22 protein-coding genes are annotated in these 21,878 nt (G+C 63.7%); 13 read left to right on the forward strand and 9 right to left on the reverse strand.

Features of this window, described 5'->3' with window-relative positions; genetic code table 11:
- Nucleotides 1-4: 4 nt before the first annotated feature.
- The 5 genes from BLS26_RS27155 to BLS26_RS27175 all read right to left on the reverse strand — a co-directional run bounded on the left by BLS26_RS27155 (nucleotide 5) and on the right by BLS26_RS27175 (nucleotide 6,858).
- Nucleotides 5-958 carry a sugar ABC transporter substrate-binding protein gene (locus tag BLS26_RS27155; protein ID WP_092515611.1) on the reverse strand — a complete coding sequence of 318 codons (954 nt, stop codon included), beginning with the start codon at nucleotides 956-958 and terminating at the stop codon, nucleotides 5-7.
- 115 nt (nucleotides 959-1,073) lie between these two features.
- Nucleotides 1,074-3,614, reverse strand: coding sequence for a branched-chain amino acid ABC transporter ATP-binding protein/permease (locus BLS26_RS27160; protein ID WP_092515612.1), 2,541 nt, complete (start codon nucleotides 3,612-3,614; stop codon nucleotides 1,074-1,076).
- A complete protein-coding gene (locus BLS26_RS27165) occupies nucleotides 3,611-4,486 on the reverse strand; it encodes a branched-chain amino acid ABC transporter permease (protein WP_092515613.1) in 876 nt (291 codons plus the stop codon). The genes BLS26_RS27160 and BLS26_RS27165 overlap by 4 nt, the downstream gene beginning before the upstream one ends.
- 75 nt (nucleotides 4,487-4,561) lie before the next feature.
- Nucleotides 4,562-5,800, reverse strand: coding sequence for an ABC transporter substrate-binding protein (locus BLS26_RS27170; RefSeq protein ID WP_092515614.1), 1,239 nt, complete (start codon nucleotides 5,798-5,800; stop codon nucleotides 4,562-4,564).
- 164 nt (nucleotides 5,801-5,964) lie between these two features.
- Nucleotides 5,965-6,858 carry an IclR family transcriptional regulator gene (locus BLS26_RS27175; RefSeq protein WP_092515615.1) on the reverse strand — a complete coding sequence of 298 codons (894 nt, stop codon included), beginning with the start codon at nucleotides 6,856-6,858 and terminating at the stop codon, nucleotides 5,965-5,967.
- Between the two features lie 219 nt (nucleotides 6,859-7,077).
- On the opposite strand from BLS26_RS27175, the gene BLS26_RS27180 reads away from it, so the two are divergent.
- Genes BLS26_RS27180 through BLS26_RS27190 form a run of 3 tightly spaced genes read left to right on the forward strand, consistent with a single transcriptional unit; the run spans nucleotide 7,078 to nucleotide 9,999 of the window.
- Nucleotides 7,078-8,877: a thiamine pyrophosphate-binding protein gene (locus BLS26_RS27180; RefSeq protein ID WP_092515616.1), complete on the forward strand. Its 1,800-nt coding sequence runs from the start codon at nucleotides 7,078-7,080 to the stop codon at nucleotides 8,875-8,877.
- A 21-nt stretch (nucleotides 8,878-8,898) separates the two neighbouring features.
- Entirely contained in the window at nucleotides 8,899-9,603 is a 705-nt protein-coding gene (locus tag BLS26_RS27185; protein ID WP_092515617.1) for an SDR family oxidoreductase, read from the forward strand.
- Between the two features lie 12 nt (nucleotides 9,604-9,615).
- Nucleotides 9,616-9,999 carry a cupin domain-containing protein gene (locus BLS26_RS27190; RefSeq protein WP_092515618.1) on the forward strand — a complete coding sequence of 128 codons (384 nt, stop codon included), beginning with the start codon at nucleotides 9,616-9,618 and terminating at the stop codon, nucleotides 9,997-9,999.
- Between the two features lie 13 nt (nucleotides 10,000-10,012).
- On the opposite strand, the gene BLS26_RS27195 is transcribed toward BLS26_RS27190, so the two are convergent.
- From BLS26_RS27195 to BLS26_RS27205, 3 genes are read right to left on the reverse strand one after another with little or no spacing between them, the layout of a single operon-like run.
- Nucleotides 10,013-10,708: a DUF1045 domain-containing protein gene (locus tag BLS26_RS27195; RefSeq protein ID WP_092515619.1), complete on the reverse strand. Its 696-nt coding sequence runs from the start codon at nucleotides 10,706-10,708 to the stop codon at nucleotides 10,013-10,015.
- A 20-nt stretch (nucleotides 10,709-10,728) separates the two neighbouring features.
- A complete protein-coding gene (locus tag BLS26_RS27200) occupies nucleotides 10,729-11,919 on the reverse strand; it encodes an alpha-D-ribose 1-methylphosphonate 5-triphosphate diphosphatase (RefSeq protein WP_092515620.1) in 1,191 nt (396 codons plus the stop codon).
- The gene (locus BLS26_RS27205) at nucleotides 11,916-12,584 is read right to left on the reverse strand and encodes a chloramphenicol acetyltransferase (protein ID WP_092515621.1); all 669 of its coding nucleotides are present in this window, start codon (nucleotides 12,582-12,584) and stop codon (nucleotides 11,916-11,918) included. Before BLS26_RS27205 ends, BLS26_RS27200 begins: the two co-directional genes overlap by 4 nt.
- 224 nt (nucleotides 12,585-12,808) lie before the next feature.
- Here BLS26_RS27205 and phnC point away from each other — a divergent pair, with 224 nt between their 5' ends.
- The 4 genes from phnC to phnE (BLS26_RS27225) all read left to right on the forward strand — a co-directional run bounded on the left by phnC (nucleotide 12,809) and on the right by phnE (BLS26_RS27225) (nucleotide 16,446).
- The gene (gene phnC / locus BLS26_RS27210; protein WP_092515622.1) at nucleotides 12,809-13,624 is read left to right on the forward strand and encodes a phosphonate ABC transporter ATP-binding protein; all 816 of its coding nucleotides are present in this window, start codon (nucleotides 12,809-12,811) and stop codon (nucleotides 13,622-13,624) included.
- A gap of 76 nt (nucleotides 13,625-13,700) precedes the next feature.
- On the forward strand, nucleotides 13,701-14,633 hold the full coding sequence (gene phnD / locus BLS26_RS27215; RefSeq protein ID WP_092515623.1) for a phosphonate ABC transporter substrate-binding protein: 933 nt from the start codon (nucleotides 13,701-13,703) through the stop codon (nucleotides 14,631-14,633).
- An 83-nt stretch (nucleotides 14,634-14,716) separates the two neighbouring features.
- Complete coding sequence (phnE, locus tag BLS26_RS27220; protein ID WP_092515624.1) at nucleotides 14,717-15,601, forward strand: phosphonate ABC transporter, permease protein PhnE; 885 nt, start codon at nucleotides 14,717-14,719, stop codon at nucleotides 15,599-15,601.
- Entirely contained in the window at nucleotides 15,598-16,446 is an 849-nt protein-coding gene (gene phnE / locus BLS26_RS27225) for a phosphonate ABC transporter, permease protein PhnE (protein WP_092515625.1), read from the forward strand. The genes phnE (BLS26_RS27220) and phnE (BLS26_RS27225) overlap by 4 nt, the downstream gene beginning before the upstream one ends.
- A 3-nt stretch (nucleotides 16,447-16,449) precedes the next feature.
- On the opposite strand, the gene phnF is transcribed toward phnE (BLS26_RS27225), so the two are convergent.
- Nucleotides 16,450-17,178, reverse strand: coding sequence for a phosphonate metabolism transcriptional regulator PhnF (gene phnF / locus BLS26_RS27230; protein ID WP_092515626.1), 729 nt, complete (start codon nucleotides 17,176-17,178; stop codon nucleotides 16,450-16,452).
- 123 nt (nucleotides 17,179-17,301) lie between these two features.
- Between phnF and phnG the strand changes: the two genes are divergently transcribed.
- From phnG to phnL, 6 genes are read left to right on the forward strand one after another with little or no spacing between them, the layout of a single operon-like run.
- Nucleotides 17,302-17,778 carry a phosphonate C-P lyase system protein PhnG gene (gene phnG / locus BLS26_RS27235; protein WP_244541699.1) on the forward strand — a complete coding sequence of 159 codons (477 nt, stop codon included), beginning with the start codon at nucleotides 17,302-17,304 and terminating at the stop codon, nucleotides 17,776-17,778.
- Between the two features lie 3 nt (nucleotides 17,779-17,781).
- Nucleotides 17,782-18,390 (forward strand): phosphonate C-P lyase system protein PhnH, encoded by a 609-nt coding sequence (gene phnH, locus BLS26_RS27240; protein ID WP_092515627.1) that lies wholly within the window; start codon nucleotides 17,782-17,784, stop codon nucleotides 18,388-18,390.
- 2 nt (nucleotides 18,391-18,392) lie between these two features.
- Complete coding sequence (locus BLS26_RS27245; RefSeq protein ID WP_092515628.1) at nucleotides 18,393-19,496, forward strand: carbon-phosphorus lyase complex subunit PhnI; 1,104 nt, start codon at nucleotides 18,393-18,395, stop codon at nucleotides 19,494-19,496.
- Entirely contained in the window at nucleotides 19,493-20,377 is an 885-nt protein-coding gene (locus BLS26_RS27250; RefSeq protein ID WP_092515629.1) for an alpha-D-ribose 1-methylphosphonate 5-phosphate C-P-lyase PhnJ, read from the forward strand. Before BLS26_RS27245 ends, BLS26_RS27250 begins: the two co-directional genes overlap by 4 nt.
- Nucleotides 20,370-21,170 (forward strand): phosphonate C-P lyase system protein PhnK, encoded by an 801-nt coding sequence (phnK, locus tag BLS26_RS27255; protein WP_092515630.1) that lies wholly within the window; start codon nucleotides 20,370-20,372, stop codon nucleotides 21,168-21,170. The genes BLS26_RS27250 and phnK overlap by 8 nt, the downstream gene beginning before the upstream one ends.
- Before the next feature lie 9 nt (nucleotides 21,171-21,179).
- Nucleotides 21,180-21,878: a phosphonate C-P lyase system protein PhnL gene (gene phnL / locus BLS26_RS27260; protein WP_092515631.1), complete on the forward strand. Its 699-nt coding sequence runs from the start codon at nucleotides 21,180-21,182 to the stop codon at nucleotides 21,876-21,878.

A 21,878-nucleotide genomic window follows, 5' to 3' on the forward strand; every position in this document is an offset into this window, starting at 1 on the left:
ATGCTTAGCGCGCGACCTGGCTCCACTCCGGACAGGTGCGCTGGTCGACCGGCACCAGCCACGCCTTGTAGTTGGTCCTGTCGATGACCTCGGCCGGCAGCAACACCTTGTCCGGCAGTGGTTCGCGCTTGAGGTACCGCACCGCCGCCCGCGTCGCTGTGCAGCCGATCTTGAACATGTTGAAATCGACGGTGGCGAGGATGGCGCCGGTCTCGATCTGCTTCACGGCAGGGAGAATGCCGTTGATGCCGATCACGATCGCGGTCCGGTTGGCCGCCTTCAAGGCTTCCAGCACGCCCAGCGCCATGCTGTCGTTGGCCGAGAGCACGGCATCGATCTGCGGATGCTCGGCCAACAGCTTCTCCATCGCGCGCCTGGCGTCGGGCTGCTGGTAATTGCCGATGCCGGAGCCGAGCACGTCGATGCCGGGAAATTCGGCAAGAGCGCGCTGGTAGCCGCGGACGCGCTCGCGGTTGGTCGGTGCCGCCGGCGTGCCCTCGATCACGGCGATCTTGCCCTTGCCGCCCATGTTGTCGAACAGATAGCGCGCCTCGCGGTAGCCGATCTCGAAATCGTCGGCGCCGACATAGGTGACGAATTGGCCCGGCAGTGGATTGGAAACCAGCACCACCGGGATTTTGGCATCGTTGAGCTTCTTCACGGAATCGACCATGGCGACGTCGTCGACCGGAATGAAGATGACGGCGTCCGGCCTGTCCTTGATCACCTGATCCACCATCGCCTTCTGCTCGTCGACGTTGTCAGGATGCTTCGGCACGAAGTGCACGACCTTTGCGCCGGTCGTGCGCGCGATCTGGTCGGCGGCAATGCGGAAGGCTTCGTAGGCTGGGTTGGTCAGGTTCTTGGTGAAGACCGCGATGGTCATGTCGGCGGCGCTGGCACTGAAGCTGCAGAGAGTCATGGCGCCCGATATCATTGCCGCCGTCAGAGTTCGCATGATCGCCTCCGTGAATGGTAAGCCGTCATTGCGAGCGCAGCGAAGCAATAGATCTTGCGGCAGAAAGAAAGCGTGGATTGCTTCGTCGCTTCGCTCCTCGCAATGACGGGTGGAGTCACAGCCACAAGATCTTCTTGCGATATTCGAGGTCGGTCAGCAGCGGGGCAGCGGGCCCCTGATGGAATACGGCGCCACGCTCCAGCGCGAAGACGCGGTCGGCCAGGGCCAGCACCAGATCTAAATTGTGTTCGACGATCACGATGGAAATATGCTGCCGCAACTGGTCGAACACTTTGAACAGTTCGAGGATCACGGTTGGCGCCAGGCCCTCAAAGGGCTCGTCCAGCAGCAGCAATTTCACATTGCCCGACATCGCGCGGGCCACCGCCACCATCTGCTGCTCGCCGCCGGAGAGATAATCCGCTGCGACGTCCATGCGTTCGCGCAGGCGCGGAAAATAATTGAGGACCTGCTCCTCGCTCCACACCACGCCGTTGCTGCCGTCGGTCTTGCGCGCAAGACGGCCGAGCGAGAGATTTTCCCGCACCGTCATGCCGGCGAACAGGCCGCGGCCCTGCGGCACATAGCCGATCCCCGCGCGCGCAATGTCTGGCGCCGGCAAACGGGAGATGTCGGCGCCGGCATATTCGATTGCGCCCGACGACAGCGGCACCAGGCCGGCGAGCGTCTTCAACAGCGTCGACTTGCCGGCGCCGTTGCGGCCGAGTAGAGCGACGATTTCGCCCTCGCGCACGTCGAGCGTGGCGTCGTGGAGGATATGGCTCTTGCCGTAGAACGCATTGACGCGCTCGAACCGCAGCACCGGCGCTGAATTCTCACGGGCTGCCTCGCTGCGGCTGTGCTCGACCTCGGGCACACCGGTGCCGGTATAGATCTGCTGCACCCGTCGATCGGCGCGCACGGCATCCGGTGTGCCGGTCATCAGCACTTCGCCCTGGTTCATCACGGTGACTTCGTGCGAAAAGCCGAGCACGCGATCGATATCGTGCTCGACGATCAGGACCGGAATGTTGGCGGCGATGTTCTTGATGAGGTTCGAGACGCGCTCGCGCTCGGCGGCGGCCAGGCCGGCCAGCGGTTCGTCGAGCAGCAGGACCTGTGGCTTGGAGCCGAGTGCGATGCCGAGGTCGACCAGCCGCTGGCCGCCATAGGACAGCTCGCCGCCTTCGATGGTTTCGATGCCTTCGAGTCCGAGGAATTTGATCAGCTCCGCGGTCTCGGCGTGGATGCCTTCGTAGCTGTCGATGTCACGCCACAGATTGAACCGCATGTCGCTGCGCGCCTGCAGCGACAGCCACAGGTTTTCATAGATCGAAAGGCCCTTGAACAGGTTGGTGATCTGGAACGAGCGCGTGAGCCGCTGGTGGCAGATCAGATCGGACGGCACGCCCTGGATCTCGCGGCCGTTGAGCTTGATGGTACCGTTGTCGGTCGGGAACAGGCCGGATATCAGGTTGAACAGCGTGGTCTTGCCGGCGCCGTTCGGGCCGATCAGTGCGTGAATCTGGCCGGCGCCGATCGTGAGGCTGGCATTGGTGACGGCGCGGATGCCGCCGAACGTTTTCGAGACGCCGCTGACCTCGAGCACGGTGCCGGAGAGTCCCTTGGGCAACAGAAAGCCCGGCAGCGGCAGGCCGTCATAGATCTTGCGCCGGCTCATGGCGGCGGTCTCTTCCGGCGCCGGCCACCAGCGCCTCGCAAGCGTCGCCCAGATGCCGACGAGACCACCCGGCGAATACAGCACGAAGGCGATGAAGATCAGCCCGAACCAGAGCAGCCAGTTCGGCGTCCAGATCGAAAACAATTCGCGGAACAGGATGAAGAACAGCGCACCCAGCGCCGGACCGAGCATGCTGCGCATGCCGCCGATCACGACGATCGCCAGCAACTCGCCGGAAAACGGCACCGAGACCGCTTCGGCCGAGACCAGATAGTTCTGGAATCCGATCAGGCCGCCAGCAAAGCCCGTCACCACGGCCGAGATCACGAAGACGCCGAGCTTGTAGCGATCGACCGGATAACCCTGGAAGGTGGCGCGCAACTGGTTCTCGCGGATCGCCATCAGCACGTGGCCGAACGGCGAGCGCACCAGCCGCAGCAGCAGATAGAGCACGGCGAGGCAGAGCACGGAGACCAGGATGTAATAGTTGAGCGTATCGTCGAGATTGACCGGCCCGAGATGGCCGCGCTTCAATCCGCCGAGGCCGTCTTCGCCGCCGGTCAGGTTGCTCCAGCGGAACGCGGTGGTGTAGGTGAGGGCTGCGAGCGCCAATGTGAGCAGCGAGAAGTACACGCCGCGACGCCGCAGGATGATGATGCCGACAACGGTGGACGCCACCGCCACCACGGCCATCGACAGCAGCAGCGGCAGAAATATTTCGCCGCGGAACCAGTTGAGCTGGATCAGCCCGGCGGCATAGGCGCCGATGCCGAACCAGGTGCCGTGGCCGAACGAGACCAAACCCGTATAGCCGACGCAGAGATTGAGCCCCATCGCGGCAATGGCGAGTGCCACCACCATGGTCCCGGTGTTGAGCGACAGGCCAAGCAGATGCAGGCCGAACGGCAGCGCGATCATGGCGAGCGCTGCCAGCAACAGCGGCCGGTATTTCGCGATGGGCGAGGTGATGTTCATTCGAACTTCTCGATGCGCTCGCCGAGCAGCCCGCGCGGCCGCACCAGCAGCACCAGGAACATCAGCACATAGATCGAGGCTTCGCCCGCAGCCGGCGCAAAATGGATGGTGATCCCTCTGACCACGCCGACCAGCAGCGCCGATATCACCACGCCCCAGAAACTGCCGAGGCCGCCGATCACCACGACGACAAAGGCGACCGTGATAATCTCGGCGCCCATCGCCGGATGCACATTGGTGATCGGCGCCTGGAACGCGCCGCCAAGCGCGGCCATGCCGACGCCGAGCATGACGACGGCGGTCATGTAGGGCTGCAGCCGGATACCCAGTGCGGCGACCATGTCCGGCCGCTGGATGCCGGCGCGCACCACGCGGCCGAACGAGGTCTTGTGCAGCAGCAGCCAGATGCCGAGCAGCACCAGGGCGACGACGGCGAGAATGAGCAGGCGATAGCGCGAGAACAGGAAGTCACCGAGGATGATCGAACCGCGAAACGCCGGTGGGATCGAGGCCGGCAACGGCGCCGCGCCCCATAGAATCCGGATCGCCTGTTCGGTGACCATGGCAAGACCGAACGTCACCAACAGGCTCAGGATCGGATCGGCGCTGTAGAACCGGCGCAGGATGAACCGTTCAAACAGGATGCCGAGCAGGGCGACGGCGACCGGCGACAGCACGATCGCCGGGCCGAAGCCGAGATATCGGGTGATCTCGATCGAAGCGTAGGCGCCGAGCGCATAGAACGCGCCATGCGCCAGGTTGACGATGCCGCCGACGCTGAAGATCAGCGACAGGCCGAGCGCGATCAGCAGATAATAGCCGCCGAGCACGAGGCCATTGACCACCTGTTCCAGCAGGAATCCGAATTGCATGCTTTGTCCCGGAGGCGCGGGCCTCGGCTTTCGGTGGCGATCAGGCGCAGACTTGCAGGCTTAGAACCTGGAAGCTTACATCGAGCAGGGATTCTGCTCCTTGGTCAGTGCGATGCTTTCAAGCGAGTCATTCGGTCCGGGAATCGCGGATCCGAGATCCAGCGTGTCCCACTTGTCCTTGGCCTGGCCCTTGGCCTTGACCGTGAAGGGATAGGCTTCCTGCATCAACTGGTGATCCCATGAGCGGAAATAGGCCTTGCGACCCTTCAGGATGTCGAACTGGGTTTCCTTCTCGAAGTAGGCGATCAGCTTGTCGGTGTCGGTCGACTTGGTCTCGTTCATGGCCTGCGCCATCATCTTCAGCGAGACATATTCGATCCAGGCATGGTTCTCCGGCGGCTTGCCGTTCTTCTTGATAAAGTTGGCGACGAACGTCTTCGACGCCGGAACATCGGAGGTGTGGTACCAGACCGTCGGCCAGGTGCCGCTCAGATTGCCGTCGCCGGCGGCCCAGGCGTCGGCGGTGTTAAGGTTGAAGCCGACGATCGGGTAGGGCAGGCCGAATTCGGCATATTGCTTGATCAGGTTGGTGACCTGGTTGCCGGCGAGGTTGGAGCAGACCACATCTGGCTTGGCCTGGCGGATCTTCAGGAGATACGGGCTGAAGTCGGTGACGTCGGTCGCGACCAGTTCGTCGCCGATCAGCTTGCCGCCATTGGCGTCGAAGAACGATTTGGCGGCGCGCGCCAGATCGTGGCCGAAGATGTAGTCGGCGGTCAGCGTATAGAATTTCTTGTCCTTCATCATGTTGTCGCGCACCAGCGCCTTGCCGACCGCGTTCACCATCACCGTCGAGGGAATATCGACGTGGAAGGTGTACTTGTTGCAGTTCTTGCCGCGCAGCGCGTCGGAGCGGGCGCCGATCTGCATGAACAGCCGCTTGTTGCGTTCGGCGACCTGCATGATGGTCAGCGCCGAGGCCGAATTGATCTCACCCATCAGCACGGCCACGCCGTCCTGGTCGAGCATGCGCTGGGCCTTGGTCGCCGCGGTGGCGGGATTGACCGAATCTTCCGAGGTGATGTCGAGCTGGCGGCCCATGACGCCGCCGGCGGCGTTGATTTCTTCCTCGGCCATGCGGATGCCGAGCTGGGCATAGGCGCCGAGCGCGCCGAGAAAACCGGTCAGCGGCGTCAGGTGGCCGATTTTGATCTTCTCGGTCTGGCCACTGACGATGGAGGGAAATCCGATCGCGGAAGCGCCGGCAAACGCCGCGCTGGCTTTCAACAACGTACGTCGGCTGTAGCGGGTCATCACTGATCTCCTCCCGGGGGCGCGTCGCGACGTCCTGCCTCCGATTCCCGCTTATGCGAGGATGTGAGAGACGTTTTTTTATTGTTGGAGGATATTTCCGGACGCGGTGGCTCCTGTCAACGCCAAATCCGCCGCAGGCGGGCGTCAAATGGTCTGGACAGGCGTCAGGAGGATTTGGCGAGATCTCTGGCGCCGAACTCGGCGGACAGCCGTTTGGCGGCGGTTTGCACCAATTTGGCGCGGCTTTGCAGCACCTGGTCCGTCATCCGCCAGATCGGACCGGAGATGCCGAGCGCGCCGATCACCTCGCCGGTGAAGTTGTAGACCGGCACCGCGACGCAGCGCACTTCGGCGTTGAACTCGCCATCGTCGAAGGCAATGGCGTCGCGCCGGATCTCGGTGATCTGGCGCAGCAGCGCGGATGGATCGGTGATCGACTTCTTGGTCGAGGGTATCAGTTCGACCCGTTCGAGGAAGCGCTTCAGCTGATCGGGGCGAAGCGACGCCAGGATGATCTTGCCGAGCGCGGTGCAATGCGCCGGCCGCACCACACCGACCCGGTCGGTCAATTGAAACGCACCGGCCCCGCTGGTGCGGGCGATGACCACCACGGAATCGCCCATCCGCACCGCGAAATGGCCGCTTTCACCGCTTTCCCGCGACAAGTCCTCGAGAATGGGCGTCGCCAGATTGACCATCTCGATCTCGTCGAGCGCGCTGGCGGCAAGCGCAAACAGCGGCCGGCCGACGCGGTAGCGCTTGGAATCTCGCTCCTGCCGCATATAGCCGAGCGAGACCATCGTCTTGGCGAGGTGGAAGGTGGTGGAATTGTGCAGGCCGACCAGCTTGCTGAGTTCGGCAAGCCCGATGCCCTCGCGGTGACGGGCGACTTCTTCCAGGATCGCGAACGCGCGTCCGAGCGACTGCACGCCGCTGCGCGCACGGTCCTCGGCGTCGTCGTCGATGTTTTGCTCGGTCGATTGCACCAGGCGCGCAACCGACGTCTTGCGTGGACTGGCCGGCTTGTCGCTGGTCTTCAGCTTGGTGCGCGATGTCACGGAATCAGCTCTCCCCATGGGCGCGAAGTCTATTCACACCGTCCCCGCCCATCAACCGCGAGACGCCTTGCTCCGGACGGCTACACGAGCATACCACAATAGCAATTGACGTACAGTATTATGGGAAATAGGGTCGCAGCCAATCGCCGGCCGCGCATCCAAGACGCGGCAGCCGGGGCGCTGGGCAGGGCGAAGCGTTGAGCAGGGAGAGAGTGATCGATGTCCGGTAATACGCTCAACGGTGCCCAGGTCATTGTCGATTACCTGATCCAGGAGAAGGTGCCGCAGGTGTTCGGCCTGTGCGGGCACGGCAATATCCAGTTCATCGATGCGCTCTATGAGCGCTCGGCCGACATCAAGACAATATCGACGCACCACGAAAGCGTCGCCGGCTTCATGGCCGACGTCTATTACCGCGTTTCGGGCAAGGTGACTGCGACCTTTACATCGTGCGGTCCGGGTTCGGCGCAACTGCCGATCGCGCTCGCCACCGCCTATCTTGACTCGGTGCCGTTCCTGGCGGTGACCGGCAATGTACCGACCAGCCAGTTTAATCGCGGCGCCTTTCAGGAGATGTACCGGCAGAACCAGGCCGATTTCCCATCGACCGTGCGCGGCATCTGTAAGCGGGTATTTCAGCCGACGCGCGGCGAGATGGTGCCACTCGCCGTCAGGCAGGCGTGGAAAACCATGGTGACCGGCCGTCCCGGACCGGTAGTTCTGGATGTTCCATATGACGTGTTCATGGAATCGGCTGCCGAGGAAGTGCCGGACGCGAAGGCGTGGAACGGCAACATTTCCAGTCGTTGCGGTGCCGATCCGGAAGGTGTCGTGAAGGCTGTCGATATGCTGCTCGGCGCGGAACGCCCAGTCATCTTTGTCGGCCAGGCGATCCGCCATGGCGGCGCGGCCGGCGAATTGCTCCAGCTTGCCGAACGTCTTCAGATTCCGGTGGCGGCTTCGATGAGCGGACTCGGCGCTATCGATACGCTGCATCCGCTCTCGCTGGGAATGGTGGCGCGTGGCGGCCATTATCAAGCGAATCACGCGACGCGACAAGCCGACGTGCTGATGTCGCTCGGTGCGCGTTTCGACGATCGCACTTCAAGTTCTTGGATTCCGGGTTACTCGTTCACTATCCCGCCGACACGGCTCATTCACGTTGACATCGATCCGGATGAGATCGGCCGTAACTATCCGGTGGCGTTGGGTCTGATGGCCGACATCCGCACCTTTCTGCGCCAGGTCCTTGCGGAGCTCGATCGGCGCAAGGACCTCACCAAAAAAGCTGAAGCGCGCAAAAAATGGCTGGCTCAGATCGAGGGTTACCGCAAGGAGTGGGACAGACTGGTGGCACCGGGCTTCACCGACGACACCCAGCCAATCAATCCACAGCGCGCGGCATTCGAGATTCAGCGCGGACTACCCGACGACGCGATCCTGGTCAGCGACATCGGCGTGCACCACAACTGGCTGCTCGGCTATTGCAAGCCGCGCCGTCCGGATTCAATGATCGGCTGTATGGCATTCGGCTCCATGGGCTTCGGTGTCGCCGGCGTGCTCGGCGCTAAATTCGCAGCGCCCGACCGGCCCTGCGTATCAGTATGCGGCGACGGAGCATTTTTCATGCAAGCCAATGTGCTCGGCACCGCGGTCGAATATAATCTGCCATGCGTATGGGTGGTGTGGAACAACTATGCCTACGCTTCGATCCGCGGGCTGCAGCGCGGCTACATGGGCGGCCGCGAGCTCGCGACCGACTTCCATGATCCGGTCACCGGCCAACGCTACAACCCGGACTTCGCGGCGATGGCGCGTTCCTGCGGCGTCGAGGGCGTGCGCATCGACCGCGCCGCTGATCTCGCCGAGGCTATCCGCAGAGGCATCGCCGCCAATAGGCCCTATCTGATCGATGTCGATATCGCCGCCGATATCAATCCCGCCGGCGCCGGAATCTGGGAGTTGCCCGGGCTTGGACAAAGCAAGCCCGCGATCGGCACACGATACGAGCCGGTCTGATCGTACTTTAAGGGAAATCACATGTTGCTTGCAGGCAAGAAGGTCGTCGTCGTCGGTGGCTCCTCCGGCATTGGTCTGTCGACCGCCGAAATGGCGAAGCGCGAGGGTGCCGACGTCATCATCGCGTCGCGCAATGTCGAGCGGCTCGACAAGGCCGCCGACGCGTTGAACGCGATCGCGATCCCTGCCGACGTCACCAGCGACGACAGCGTCACCAAACTGTTCCGTAGCTGCGGCCCGGTCGATCATGTCGTGGTCACGGCAGCGCAGCTTCGCTCCGGCCCGTTCAAGACGGTCACGATGGAGGATGTGCGCGGCACGATGGAAGGCAAGTTCTGGGGCGCATGGCGGGTGGCAAAACATGCCGAAATCCGCGCCGGCGGATCGCTGACGCTGGTATCCGGATTCCTGAGCGTTCGGCCGCGGCCGAATTCAGCCATCGTCAGCGCCGCCAACGGCGCGCTGGAATCACTGTCGCGGGCGCTGGCGCTCGAACTGGCGCCGGTGCGGGTAAACTGCGTATCGCCCGGCATTATCGACACGCCGATCCGCGCCGCGATGCCGGAAGAAGCGCGGCGTGAGATGCTGGCGAAAGCCGCGGCGTCGTTGCCAGTTGGCCGCGTCGGCGTCGGCGAGGACATCGCCCGGCAAATCCTGAGTTTCATGGCGAACGGATTTGCGACCGGGGCGACCGTCTATATCGACGGCGGCGCGCTGGTGATCTGAGAGGAAGCAAGCATGGCTTCAGAGAACAACGGCGCCTTCATTCGCAACATCGCCGAGGTGCCGTGGCGCGAATTCCCCAATCATTTCGGTGGTGCGCTGTCAAAACCGCTGGTGATGCCGGAGACGGCCGGCTCCCGTCACATCGATTACCGCATTTCGATGTACCAGCCGATGGCACATGTCGCGCGCCACAAGCATCTGGTCCAGGAGCAGATCTACCACGTGCTCGAGGGCGAAGGGCTGATGGAGATCGCAGGAAAGAACCACGTCGTGCGCAGGCACGACTTCATCTTCCTGCCGCCGGGCGTCGAACATGCGATTTCGAATTCGGGGCTGACCGATCTCGTGTTCCTGGTGATCACCTCGCCGGTGACGGACGACGAAAAGCCGGTGTGATGCACGGGCTGCTTCAGGCGCTGGCCCGCAACGGCCAGTGGCCGATAATCCCGAAGCGCGACGCCGCGTCGTCCTGACGGAACAGGGCAATCCGGTCGATCTCCAGCGTCGCAAGCTCGATCGCGGCAAAGCGGCTTCGCAGCATCGCCACCACGCCATCGCGCCGCTCGGCGGGCAGCCGCCCGGTCAGCGTCATGTGAAAGCGAAACTCTTCCATCACGTAAGGATAGCCCCAGCGGTCCAGATACTCGCACTGCCGCGCCGTCAGTTTTGCTGGATTGCGCCGCGCGCGGTCCTCGGGTGTGAGTGGCGCGCGGAAGAAGTCGAACGCGCGGGTGCAATCGGCGGCCAGCCGCTCGAGCTCCGGCGATGGTTCAGCCGGGATTACCGCGATAAAGCCGCTGATGGTATCGATCGCTGGCTTGATCAGGGGAACTGGCCGCGCCGCATCGGCAAACAGTTCGCAGGCGGCGACAAGCTGGGCTTCGGTTCGGCCTGGCGCCAGCGTCATCGGCGCTTTCAGCGTGGCGTGGAAGCCGTATTTGCGGGGATCCTGCGCCAGCTCGCGCCAGTCCGGCGGTAAGCCGTCCGGAAACGGCAGTTCTTCGCCGCTGTAAGCATCGTAGCCGAGCAGCGACGCGCCGAAACGGTCGAGCGTGCTGCCGGGCGCGTCGGCGTAATAGATTGCGTAACGTGGGTGAGTTGCCATTGCGTCAGAATAGAGCCGTGTCAGGCGGCCGCAACTGCCTTGCGTGCGACCGGCGCATGCACGAGACGGTGGGCCTCGGTCAGATGCACCAGACGTCCGGCTGATATCACCGCGACGATTCGCGGCCGCAACGGCAGCGTGTCGTCGACCAGCAGGATGTCGGCGCGGGCTCCCGCGGCGAGCGTGCCGCGATCGGTCAGGCCGGCGGCGCGCGCCGGCGCGGACGAGATCAGTCGCCAGGCCTCGGCCAGCGGCAACACGCCATCGGCGGCCAGACGAAACGCCGCCAGCAGCGGCGCCGGATAGTAATAGTCGGATGCCAGCACCGAACACAGGCCCTTGGCGATCATGTCGGAGGCTTTGGTCCAGCCGGTATGGCTGCCGCCGCGCACGACATTGGGCGCCCCGAACACGATGAAGTCGCCGGCGCTGGCCGCCTCGCGCGCGGTCTCCTCGTTGACCGGAAATTCGGCGATGCCCACGCCCTGCGAGCGGAACGCCTTGCGCATCTCCGGGCTGTCGTCGTCATGCGACAGCATCCGCACATTGGCGTCGCGCGCCGCCTGTGCCAACCGGGCGACCGAGGCCGGCACGTCATGGGCGCGGGCAACCACGCTTTCCACCAGGCGGTCGAAGGCATCGCCCGAGAGACCGGTGCGCTCCACCATGCGGCTGCGCTTCTGCGGCTTGGTGAGGCTGGCGACGGTTGAAGCCATATGATCGTTGAAGGCGAGCAGGTCGACGCGGCCTTCCGGCAGCCATTCCATGATCTCGGTCTCGGCGTCGAGATTGTAGGTCTCCTGGCGCAGATGGAAGCGGGTGTCGGCCGCGAGCTGCGGCCGCATCGCCTCGATCGCGTCGAGTAGCCGTCTCGCATTGTCGGCGCTGCGCAGGCCCGGCTCCCACGACCAGGTGGTGGCGTGATAGACGGTGGTGATGCCGTTGCTGATCGCCTGCCGGTCGCTGTCGACCAAGGCAACGTCGATCGGAAAATCGACGCCGGGGCGCGGCATCATCTGCCGCTCGAAGGCGTCGCCGTGGAGGTCGACGATCCCGGGCAGCACCAGCAGGCCACCGGCATCGATGCCGAGAGAGCCACGCCCGTGATCCGAACCAACTGCAACAATGTCGCGGCCGGCGATCCGCAGCGGGGTGTCCACTATTTCAGTGCCGAGCAGAACCCGGCCACCTTCGATCAACATATCGGTCACGATGCGGCGCCTTGATGCCTGAGGGGTGCACGGGTGGAGACGGCTGCCGCCTCGTATTTTTCGAGAAAGCCTTCGATGTCAAGCTTGCGGAAATCGGGCAGGGCACGGCGCAGCGTTTCGTGATCCCAGTTCCACCAGGCCAGTTCGGCAAGCCGGCCGGCGACGCTTTCGGTGAATCGCCGCTTGATGACGCGGGCCGGATTTCCGCCGACAATGCTGTAGGCCGGAACGTCCTTGGTCACGATCGCGCCGGCGGCGACCACGGCGCCGGTGCCGATGCTGCGGCCCGGCAGGATCACCGCGCCATGCCCGATCCAGACATCGTGGCCGATATAAACGTGGTGTTCGCGCCGCCAGGCGAAGAATTCGGCATCGTCGGCCTCGCCGGGAAAATAGGCGCTGGCGCGATAGGTGAAGTGTGCCTGCGTGGCGCGGTGCATCGGATGGTTGCCCGGGTTGATTCGCGTCATCGCCGCGATCGAGCAGAACTTTCCGATCGTCGTGTAGGTGATCTGGGCGTCGTTGACGACGTAGGAATAGTCGTCCATCGCGACTTCGAGCAGGATGGTCCGCGCGCCGACCTCGGTATAGGCGCCGAGCTTGCTTTCGCGCACCGACGCCGTGGGATCGATCGTCGGTTCGGTGGAAAGCGTCTTGCCGGCCATCTGCATTCCCTTCGGCAGTCCGAGGTGCGGGTACTACGCAGCTCAGAGGTGCGAGTGCGCACGTCATCAGGGCACTTCATGACAACGTCATGACGATTGCATGACTGACATCGCCGGTGTGGACGATTGCCGCATCGCAGCGCTGCTGTCACACAACTGAAATATCCAGCCGATAGCGATGGTTCACGACTTGGCATCTGAAGCCTTGGCGTCTGGAGCATTGCATGCTGGTGGTTGAAGGTTTGACGTGTCGTTTCGGCACAAAAGCCGCGGTGGATAATGCGTCATTCTCAATCGCGCCAGGCAGCTTCGTCGGCGTGATCGGCCGTTCGGGCGCCGGCAAGTCGACGCTGCTGCGGATGATCAACCGTCTTGCAGAACCTTCCGAAGGCCGCATCCTGTTCGAAGGCGTCGACGTGACTGCGCTGCGGGGCAAGGACTTGCGGCAGTGGCGCGCGCGCTCGGCGATGATCTTTCAGCAATTCAATCTGGTCGGCCGGCTCGACGTGCTCACCAACGTGCTGATGGGCCGGCTTGCCGACATCCCGTCCTGGCGCTCGCTGACGCAAACCTGGCCGGAACAGGACAGGGCGCTGGCGATGTCGGCGCTCGAACAGTTCGACATGGCCTCGCTCGCGGCCCAGCGCGCCGACCAGCTTTCCGGCGGCCAGCAGCAGCGGGTCGCGATCGCTCGCGCGCTGGTGCAGGAACCTGACATCATTCTCGCCGACGAGCCGATCGCCTCGCTCGATCCCCGCAACACGCGGATCGTGATGGACGCGCTGCTGCGCATCAACAAGCATTTCGGCATCACCGTGATCTGCAACCTGCATTCGCTCGATCTGGCGCGGAGCTATTGCGACCGCCTGATCGGGATGTCCGCGGGCCGCGTGGTGTTCGACGGCGCGCCGGCTGTTCTGACCGACCTTATCGCGCGCGAGCTCTACGATCTCGAAGCCAATGACGTCATGGGCGGTGCGCCGGTCGCGGCTCCCGAAGTTTCAGGCGTTCCCGCGCTCGGCACCGCCGCCGCGGCCTGAGTTTCCTTTTTCTGTACAGGCGGCCGTTGCGAACCTGCACCGGCCGATAGGCGCATCTACAACAAGAGGGCATATCATGATCAATCGTCGCATCGTTCTTGCCGGCGCCGCCGCGCTGGCGTTCTCCGCATCCGGCGCATTCGCCGAGGACTGGAAAGCGAAATATCCGGAAATCACCTTCGCGGTGATCCCGGCGGAGAACGGTTCTGGAGTCACCGAGCGTTACACGCCCTTGGTAAACTACTTGTCGAAAGAACTCGGCATCAAGGTCAATCTGCGCGTCGCCAACGACTATGCCGCTGTTATCGAAGGCCAGCGAGCCGGCAACATCCATATCGGCTATTACGGCCCGGCTTCCTTCGCCCGGGCGCGCGTGACCGGTGTCAAGACCGACGCGTTCGTGATCGACGTCAATGCCGACGGCTCCAAGGGCTACTATTCGGTGTTCTACGTGCGCGCCAACAGCCCATACCAGAAGATCGAAGATTTGAAGGGCAAGAATCTCGGGCTGGTCGACCCGAACTCGACCTCCGGCAACAACATGCCGCGCTTCAAGCTGAACCAGGTCGGCATCGACCCGGATGCGTTCTTCTCCAAGGTTATCTTCACGGGTAGCCACGAGAATGCGGTGCTGGCGCTGGCGCAGGGCACCGTCGACGTCGCCGCCAACTGGTGGAACGCTGACAACGATTCGAACCTGACCCGCATGCTCAACAAGAACATGGTCAAGTCGAGCGACGGAACGTCGTTGAAGAAGGAAGACTTCCGCATCATCGTGAAGTCCGACCTCATCATCAACTCGCCCTATGCCTATCTCAGCGACCTGCCCGACGACATGAAGGCCGCGATCAAGAAGGCGTTCCTCGAGATGGCAGAAAAGGACAGCGAAGGCTTCAAGAAGCTGTCAGACGGCAAGAACCTGCCCTGGCAGCCGATCACGAACGCCGACTACGACAAGACCATCGAGTTGATCAAGTTCGTGGACAATCTTCGCAAGAAGGCGTCCTGATCGTTCGGCGGAGCGTGTACAGGCCGGGTCGCAGCGACCCGGCCTTTTTCCGTCCTGATTTCCAACCGGAGTAGCGAGCCTCGATGGCGACCGCCGTATCCATCCTTCCAGCGCCGCAACTGGCTGCCTTGAGCGAGGCCTATCGCAAGGCCGTCGCCCGCAAGCGGCTTCGGTTGACGGTGGCGGCAGCGGTCTTCTTTGCCGCGCTGGTCGTCGCGGCCGTCGGCGCTGAAGTAAACCTGCGCACGTTCTTCAAGTTCTTCGGAAACTTCCTCAGCTATTTCGACCGGATCTTCACGCTGGAAGACGGCACCAGGGTCTGGACTAACCCGGCGGAATGGTTCTGGGGCTGGCACAAATGGCTCCGGCTGCTCGGCGAAACCATCCTGATCAGCTATGTCGGCACCCTGATGGGTGCGGTGCTGGCGTTCGCGCTGAACTTCTTCGCTGCGCAAAACACCTCGCCGGGGCCGTGGCTGCGCTTCACGGTGCGGCGTCTCTTGGAATTCGCCCGCACCGTTCCCGGCATCGTATTCGCGCTGATCTTTGTCATCGCCTTCGGCCTCGGCCCGATGGCGGGCGTGCTGGCGATTGCGATCCACTCCACAGGGGCGCTTGGAAAGCTGTTCTCGGAGATCGTTGAAAACGCCGACATGAAACCGGTCGAAGGCGTGCGCTCGACCGGCGCGAGCTGGCTGTCCTGCATGCGCTTTGCCGTGTTGCCGCAGGTGTCGGCGGGCTATGCCAGCTATGCGTTGCTGCGCTTCGAGATCAACGTCCGCGAGGCATCGGTGATGGGCTTCGTCGGCGCCGGCGGCATCGGCCAGGAGCTCGTGGTCGCGATCCGAAAATTCTATTACTCCGATGTCAGCGCGATCCTCGTGACCATCATCGCGACCGTCTTCATCATCGACATCGGCACCGGCTGGCTGCGCGGCCGGCTGTTCGGCAAGGATGCCCGGTCATGAGCCAGTTGCCGAAGCCGGACCGCCAACGGTTGCGGGCGAAATACCCTGATGTTTTCGATCGACCGGCTTCTGCCCGGCTGGCGATGCCGGCGATGATCGCTGGCGCTTTCGCCATCTTCGTCTTCGGGCTGGTCGATCTGGAGTTTTCGCCGACGAAACTGTTCAACGGGCTACACCAGCTCGGCTGGATCACGCTGATGATGATCCCGCCCGATCCCGGATCGTCGCTGCCGCTCTATCTTTCTGCGCTGGGCGAAACCCTCTCGATTGCGCTGCTCGGGACCACGCTCGCCGCCATCATGGCATTACCGGTCAGCCTGCTGGCGGCGCGCAACATCGTTCCCTCCAATTTCATCCGCTTTCCGGTGCGGCGTTTTCTGGACTCGATCCGCGGCGTCGACACGCTGATCTGGGCGCTGGTCTGGATCAATGTCGTCGGCCTCGGCCCGTTCGCCGGCGTGCTGGCAATCGCGGTGTCGGATTTCGGCGCGTTCGGCAAATTGTTTTCCGAAGCCATCGAGGCCGCCGACAAGAAGCAGGTCGAGGGCATCCGGGCCTCCGGCGGCAACGCGCTGCACGAGATACGCTTCGGCCTGATGCCGCAGGTGCTGCCCGTGATCGCGGGGCAGGTGCTGTATTTCATCGAATCGAACACCCGCTCGGCCACCATCATCGGCATCGTCGGCGCCGGCGGCATCGGCCTGCAGCTCGCCGAGCAGATCCGCGTGCTGGAATGGCAGAAGGTCTCGTTCCTGATCCTGATGATCCTGGTCGCGGTCGCCGCAATCGACTGGATTTCCACCAAATTGCGCTTCGCCATCATCGGCCAGCGCGCGGTGACGTAGCCCTCAACTATTCTCCACCAAAAACTCGACACGCTCGGCGGCGAAGCGCGAGCGCTTTGTCACCAGCGGCCTTCCTTCGGTGTCGACGTCGGTGCTGTCGACCACGAGGATCGGGCGTCCGAGCGTGAGGTCCAATCGTGCGGCATCGGTGGCCTCGACGATCCCGGCGGTGATCCTGGTCGACGACCGCCGGTAGTCGCGAACGCCGTAATGCGCCAGCAGCTTGGTCATCGAGCGCAGGTTGGCGAAGACTTTTCCGGCGTCGGGGAAACGTTCGGCGGAAAGCCAGGTGGTGCTGACGCAGATCGGCGTGCGGTCGGCGGACCTGATCGATTCGATCCGGATCAGCGGTGCGCCGGTCTTCAAACCCAGTTCCCGCGCGAGTTCCCGCGTCGCGACGTCGTCGGAGGCGTCGATCAACTGGCCGCGCGGCTCCTGGCCGCCGGCGCCGACGATCTCGGAGAACCGCGTCCGTGAGCGCAGCGGATAAGCGAGGCGTCGGACCTCGACATAAGTGCCGCTGCCACGTTCGGCCCGCACCAGCCCGCGTTCCGCCAGCGTTGCCAGCGCGCGGCGCACGGTGTGGCGGTTGACCCGGTAGGTTTCGGCGATCTCCATCTCGCCCGGCAGCTTTTCGCCGGCGGCAAAGCGGCCGTCGGCGATGCCGCGCTCGATGCCGTCGGCAACTTGCCGCCACAGCGCCACGCCCGAAGCCGTGTCCTGCATGCTCATGTTGCGGTCAGTGGCGCGAAGTGTTCCATCGGGAAAAAATTACCTTGTCGTCACGAAACAGTCATGGCATTCCATTATCGAGTTGTCTAGTATCATAGACAACTTAAGTCCGGCAAGGCCGACATGATGGCAAGCGACGAAAATCAGAAGCACGAAAGCGCAGGGCAGGCGCGCCGCAAGGCCGCCATGGCGGTGCTGGCGCACATTGACGCGGCCGAGATCCTGGATCGTCTCGGCGCCATCGCATCGCCGGTGCACGAGAATTTACGCGAGCCCGAGAACGGCCTCGTGATGGTGCGCGGCCGCGTCGGCGGCGACGGCGCGGCGTTCAACCTCGGCGAAGCCACGGTGTCGCGCGCGGCGGTGCGGCTTTCGACCGGCGAAGTCGGCTTCGGCTACACGCTCGGCCGCGACCGGCACAAGGCGCAGATGGTCGCGCTGTGCGATGCCATGGTGCAGTCGGCTGAATTCGCTGAAATCGTGGAAACCAAAGTGATTGCGCCGCTGCGCGCGGCGATGATCGCAGTGCGGAACCAGAAGGCCGCCGAGGCCGCGGCGACGCGGGTCGATTTCTACACGCTGGTGCGCGGGGAAGGCTGAGACATGACAACGGTTGCAGAACTGCCCGCAGGATTTGCCGACAAGGTGTTGTCGGCGCAATCGACCTTCCGCTCAGTCATGGATGCGATGGCGCGCCCCGGCAGCGTCCAGCGTATCGCCGCTACCGCCGGTACACCAGACGCGATGATGCGCGGCTCTGCGGCCATCGCGCTGACCCTGTTCGACCACGACACGCCGATTTGGCTGGATTCGGCGATGTCGGAAACTCCTGATGTTTCCAAATGGCTCAAGTTCCATACCAGCGCGCCTGTCATTGCGGATTCGTCGATCGCGAGCTTCGCGCTGATCGGCGATCCCGCAAACCTGCCGCCGCTCGATCGCTTCGCGTTCGGCAGCAATGAATATCCGGACCGCGCGACGACGCTGATTCTGCAGGTCGAAAGCCTGGCGCACGGTACTGTTTTCGAATTGCGCGGTCCCGGCATCGACGGCACCGCAACCCTGCGAGCCGGGATCGAGCCGCACGACCTGTTCGAACGGCTCGCGGTCAATTCCGCGCTGTTTCCTCGCGGCATCGACGTCGTGCTGGTTCATGACGACGCCATTGTCGCGATACCGCGCACGACGCGGCTTGTTGCGAAGGGAGACTGACGATGTATGTAGCCGTCAAGGGCGGCGAGCGCGCCATCGAAAACGCCCATCGCCTGCTGGCGCATGAGCGGCGTGGCGACCGCGACGTTCCCGAACTGTCATTGGACCAGATCTCGGGGCAGCTTTCGCTCGGTGTCGATCGCGTCATGACCGAAGGCTCGCTGTACGACCGCGAACTGGCCGCGCTGGCCATGAAACAGGCGCGCGGCGACATGATCGAGGCGATCTTTCTGGTGCGTGCCTTCCGCGCCACCCTGCCGCGCTTCGGCGCCACCGAGCCGGTCGATACCGGCGCGATGCAAGTGCGTCGCCGGATTTCCTCGACCTTCAAGGACATCCCGGGCGGGCAAATTCTCGGCCCCACCTTCGATTACACCCATCGCCTGCTGGATCCGCAACTCGCCGAAGGATTTACGCCGGAAGAACCGGCCACCGGCGAAGCATCGACCGCGGCGACACCACGCGTGACCGACATTCTCGGCCGCGACGGCCTGATCGAGACATCGCCCGAGGCAGGCGCCGACAAACCCGTCGGCGACCTGACGCGGGAGCCGCTGAATTTTCCGGCCGACCGCGATCTGCGCCTGCAAAATCTCGCGCGTGCCGACGAGGGGTTTCTGCTGGCGCTGGGCTATTCGACGCAGCGTGGCTACGGCCGCAACCATCCGTTCGCGGGCGAAATTCGTTTCGGCGAGGTCGAGGTCGAGTTCATGGCCGAGGACGTAGGCTTCGCGGTGCCACTCGGCTCGATTGCGATGACCGAATGCCAGATGGTCAACCAGTTCAAGGGTTCGGCCACCGAAGCGCCGTGTTTCACGCGCGGCTACGGACTTGCGTTTGGGCAGAGCGAACGCAAGACCATGTCAATGGCGCTGGTAGACCGCGCCTTGCGTGCCCGCGAACTCGGTGAGGAAGTAATCGCCCCCGCACAAGACGACGAGTTCGTGATGTCGCACTCCGACAACGTCCAGGCGACCGGCTTCGTCGAACATCTCAAGCTGCCGCATTACGTCGACTTCCAGTCCGAACTCGGCCTGTTGCGCAAACTGCGCAAGGAATTTTCCGAGGCGAATGAAGCGCCGCCGATGCAGGAGGCCGCGGAATGAACGCGCCGGCTTACAATTTCGCCTATCTCGACGAGCAGACCAAGCGGATGATCCGCCGCGCGATCCTGAAAGCGATCGCGATCCCCGGCTATCAGGTGCCGTTCGCCAGCCGCGAAATGCCGATGCCCTATGGCTGGGGCACCGGCGGCGTGCAGGTGACGGCGGCGATCCTCGGACCAGATGACGTGCTGAAGGTGATCGACCAGGGCTCCGACGACACCACCAACGCGATCTCGATCCGAAAGTTCTTCGGCAAGACCGCCGGCGTCGCCACCACCACCGCGACATCTGATGCCACCGTGATCCAGACCCGGCACCGGATTCCCGAGGCGCCGCTGCATGGCGGCCAGGTGCTGGTCTATCAGGTGCCGATTCCCGAGCCACTGCGCTTCCTGGAGCCGCGCGAGACCGAGACCCGGCGCATGCATGCGCTCGCTGAATACGGTCTGATGCACGTCAAGCTGTACGAGGACATCGCGCGCTTCGGCCATATCGCGACCTCCTACGCCTATCCGGTGAAGGTGAACGCGCGCTATGTGATGGATCCGTCGCCGACGCCGAAATTCGACAATCCGAAGATGGACAATTGCCCGGCGCTGCAATTGTTTGGCGCCGGCCGCGAGAAACGCATCTATGCGATCCCGCCGCACACTCATGTGGTGTCGCTCGACTTCGAGGATCATCCGTTCACGCGCTACCGGTTCGACGCCCCCTGCGCGCTGTGCGGCGCCGGCGATTCCTATCTCGACGAGATCGTCACCGACGACAAAGGTAGCCGGATGTTCGTCTGCTCCGATACGGATTACTGTGAGTCGCGCCAGTTGGCTGGCCATCGCGGCAGCGAGAGCGCGGCCCCGCACAAGGAGAGGGCACATGGCTGAGCCCAAAACCCTCGCGCAGGATGACCAGCCGCTGCTGGTCGCTGATAACCTCGGCAAGAACTATGGCCGGCTGACCGCCTGCCGCGACGTATCCTTTGCGCTCTATCCGGGCGAGGTGCTGGCCATCGTCGGCGAGTCCGGCTCGGGCAAGTCGACGCTGCTGCAACTGCTGTCGGCGCAGCTCGCGCCGAGCGCCGGGCATGTCTCCTACCGGATGCGCGACGGCGTGCTGCGCGATCTCGCCGGTCTCGGCGAAGCCGAACGGCGCTTTTTGTTTCGTACCGACTGGGGCTATGTACATCAGGACCCCGCGCTGGGCCTGCGGATGGCGGTGTCGGCCGGCGCCAATGTCGGCGAACGGTTGATGGCTGTGGGTTGGAATCACTACGGCCGCATCCGCGATACTGCGTCATCCTGGCTGGAGCGGGTCGAGATCGATACCGATCGCATCGACGACGCGCCGAAAACCTATTCGGGGGGCATGCGGCAGCGGCTGCAGATCGCGCGCAACCTCGTCACCGAGCCGCGGTTGGTGTTCATGGATGAGCCGACCGGCGGGCTCGATGTTTCCGTACAGGCGCGCCTGCTCGACCTGATGCGCAACCTCGTCAGCGAACTCGGGCTTGCCGCCATCGTCGTCACCCACGATCTCGCCGTGGCGCGGCTGCTGTCGCATCGCGTGATGGTGATGAAGGGCGGGCGCGTCATCGAGACCGGGCTGACCGATCAGGTGCTGGACGATCCCCGCGAGCCCTACACCCAGTTGCTCGTTTCCTCGATTTTGCCGGCGTGAGCTGAAACAATGACCGCGATGATCGACATCACCAACGCCAAAAAGAGTTTCACGATGCACCTGCAGGGCGGCATCGAATTGCCCGTGGTGCACGGCGTCTCGTTCCGTGTCGAGCCGGGCGAATGTGTGGTACTGTCGGGGCCGTCAGGCGCCGGGAAATCCTCGATCCTGAAGATGATCTTCGGCAATTACCGCTGCGACGGCGGCAAGATCGGAATCCGTCACCAGGGCTCGGTGATCGATCTCGCCACCGCCGAGCCGCGGCAGGTGCTGAGCGTGCGGCGCTCGACCATCGGTTATGTCAGCCAGTTTCTGCGGGCGGTGCCCCGTGTGGCGACGATCGACGTGGTGGCCGAGCCGCTGATTGCGAACGGAACGGCGCGCGCCGAAGCCCGCGAAAAGGCCGGCGCCTTGTTGCGCCGGCTCAATATTCCCGAGCGGCTGTTGGCGCTGCCGCCGTCGACGTTCTCGGGCGGCGAACAGCAGCGGGTCAACATCGCGCGCGGGTTCATTTCGGATCTGCCGATCCTGCTGCTGGATGAACCGACCGCCTCGCTGGACGCCGCCAATCGCGCCGTCGTGGTCGAGCTGGTCGCCCAGAAGAAGCGCGAGGGCGTGGCGATGGTCGCCATCGTCCATGACGACGAGATACGCCATCTGATCGCCGACCGAATCGTCGACGTGACATCGTTTGCCGCCGCGGCTTGA

Origin of the sequence: Afipia sp. GAS231 (assembly GCF_900103365.1) — a bacterium.
Taxonomy (GTDB): Bacteria; Pseudomonadota; Alphaproteobacteria; order Rhizobiales; family Xanthobacteraceae; genus Bradyrhizobium.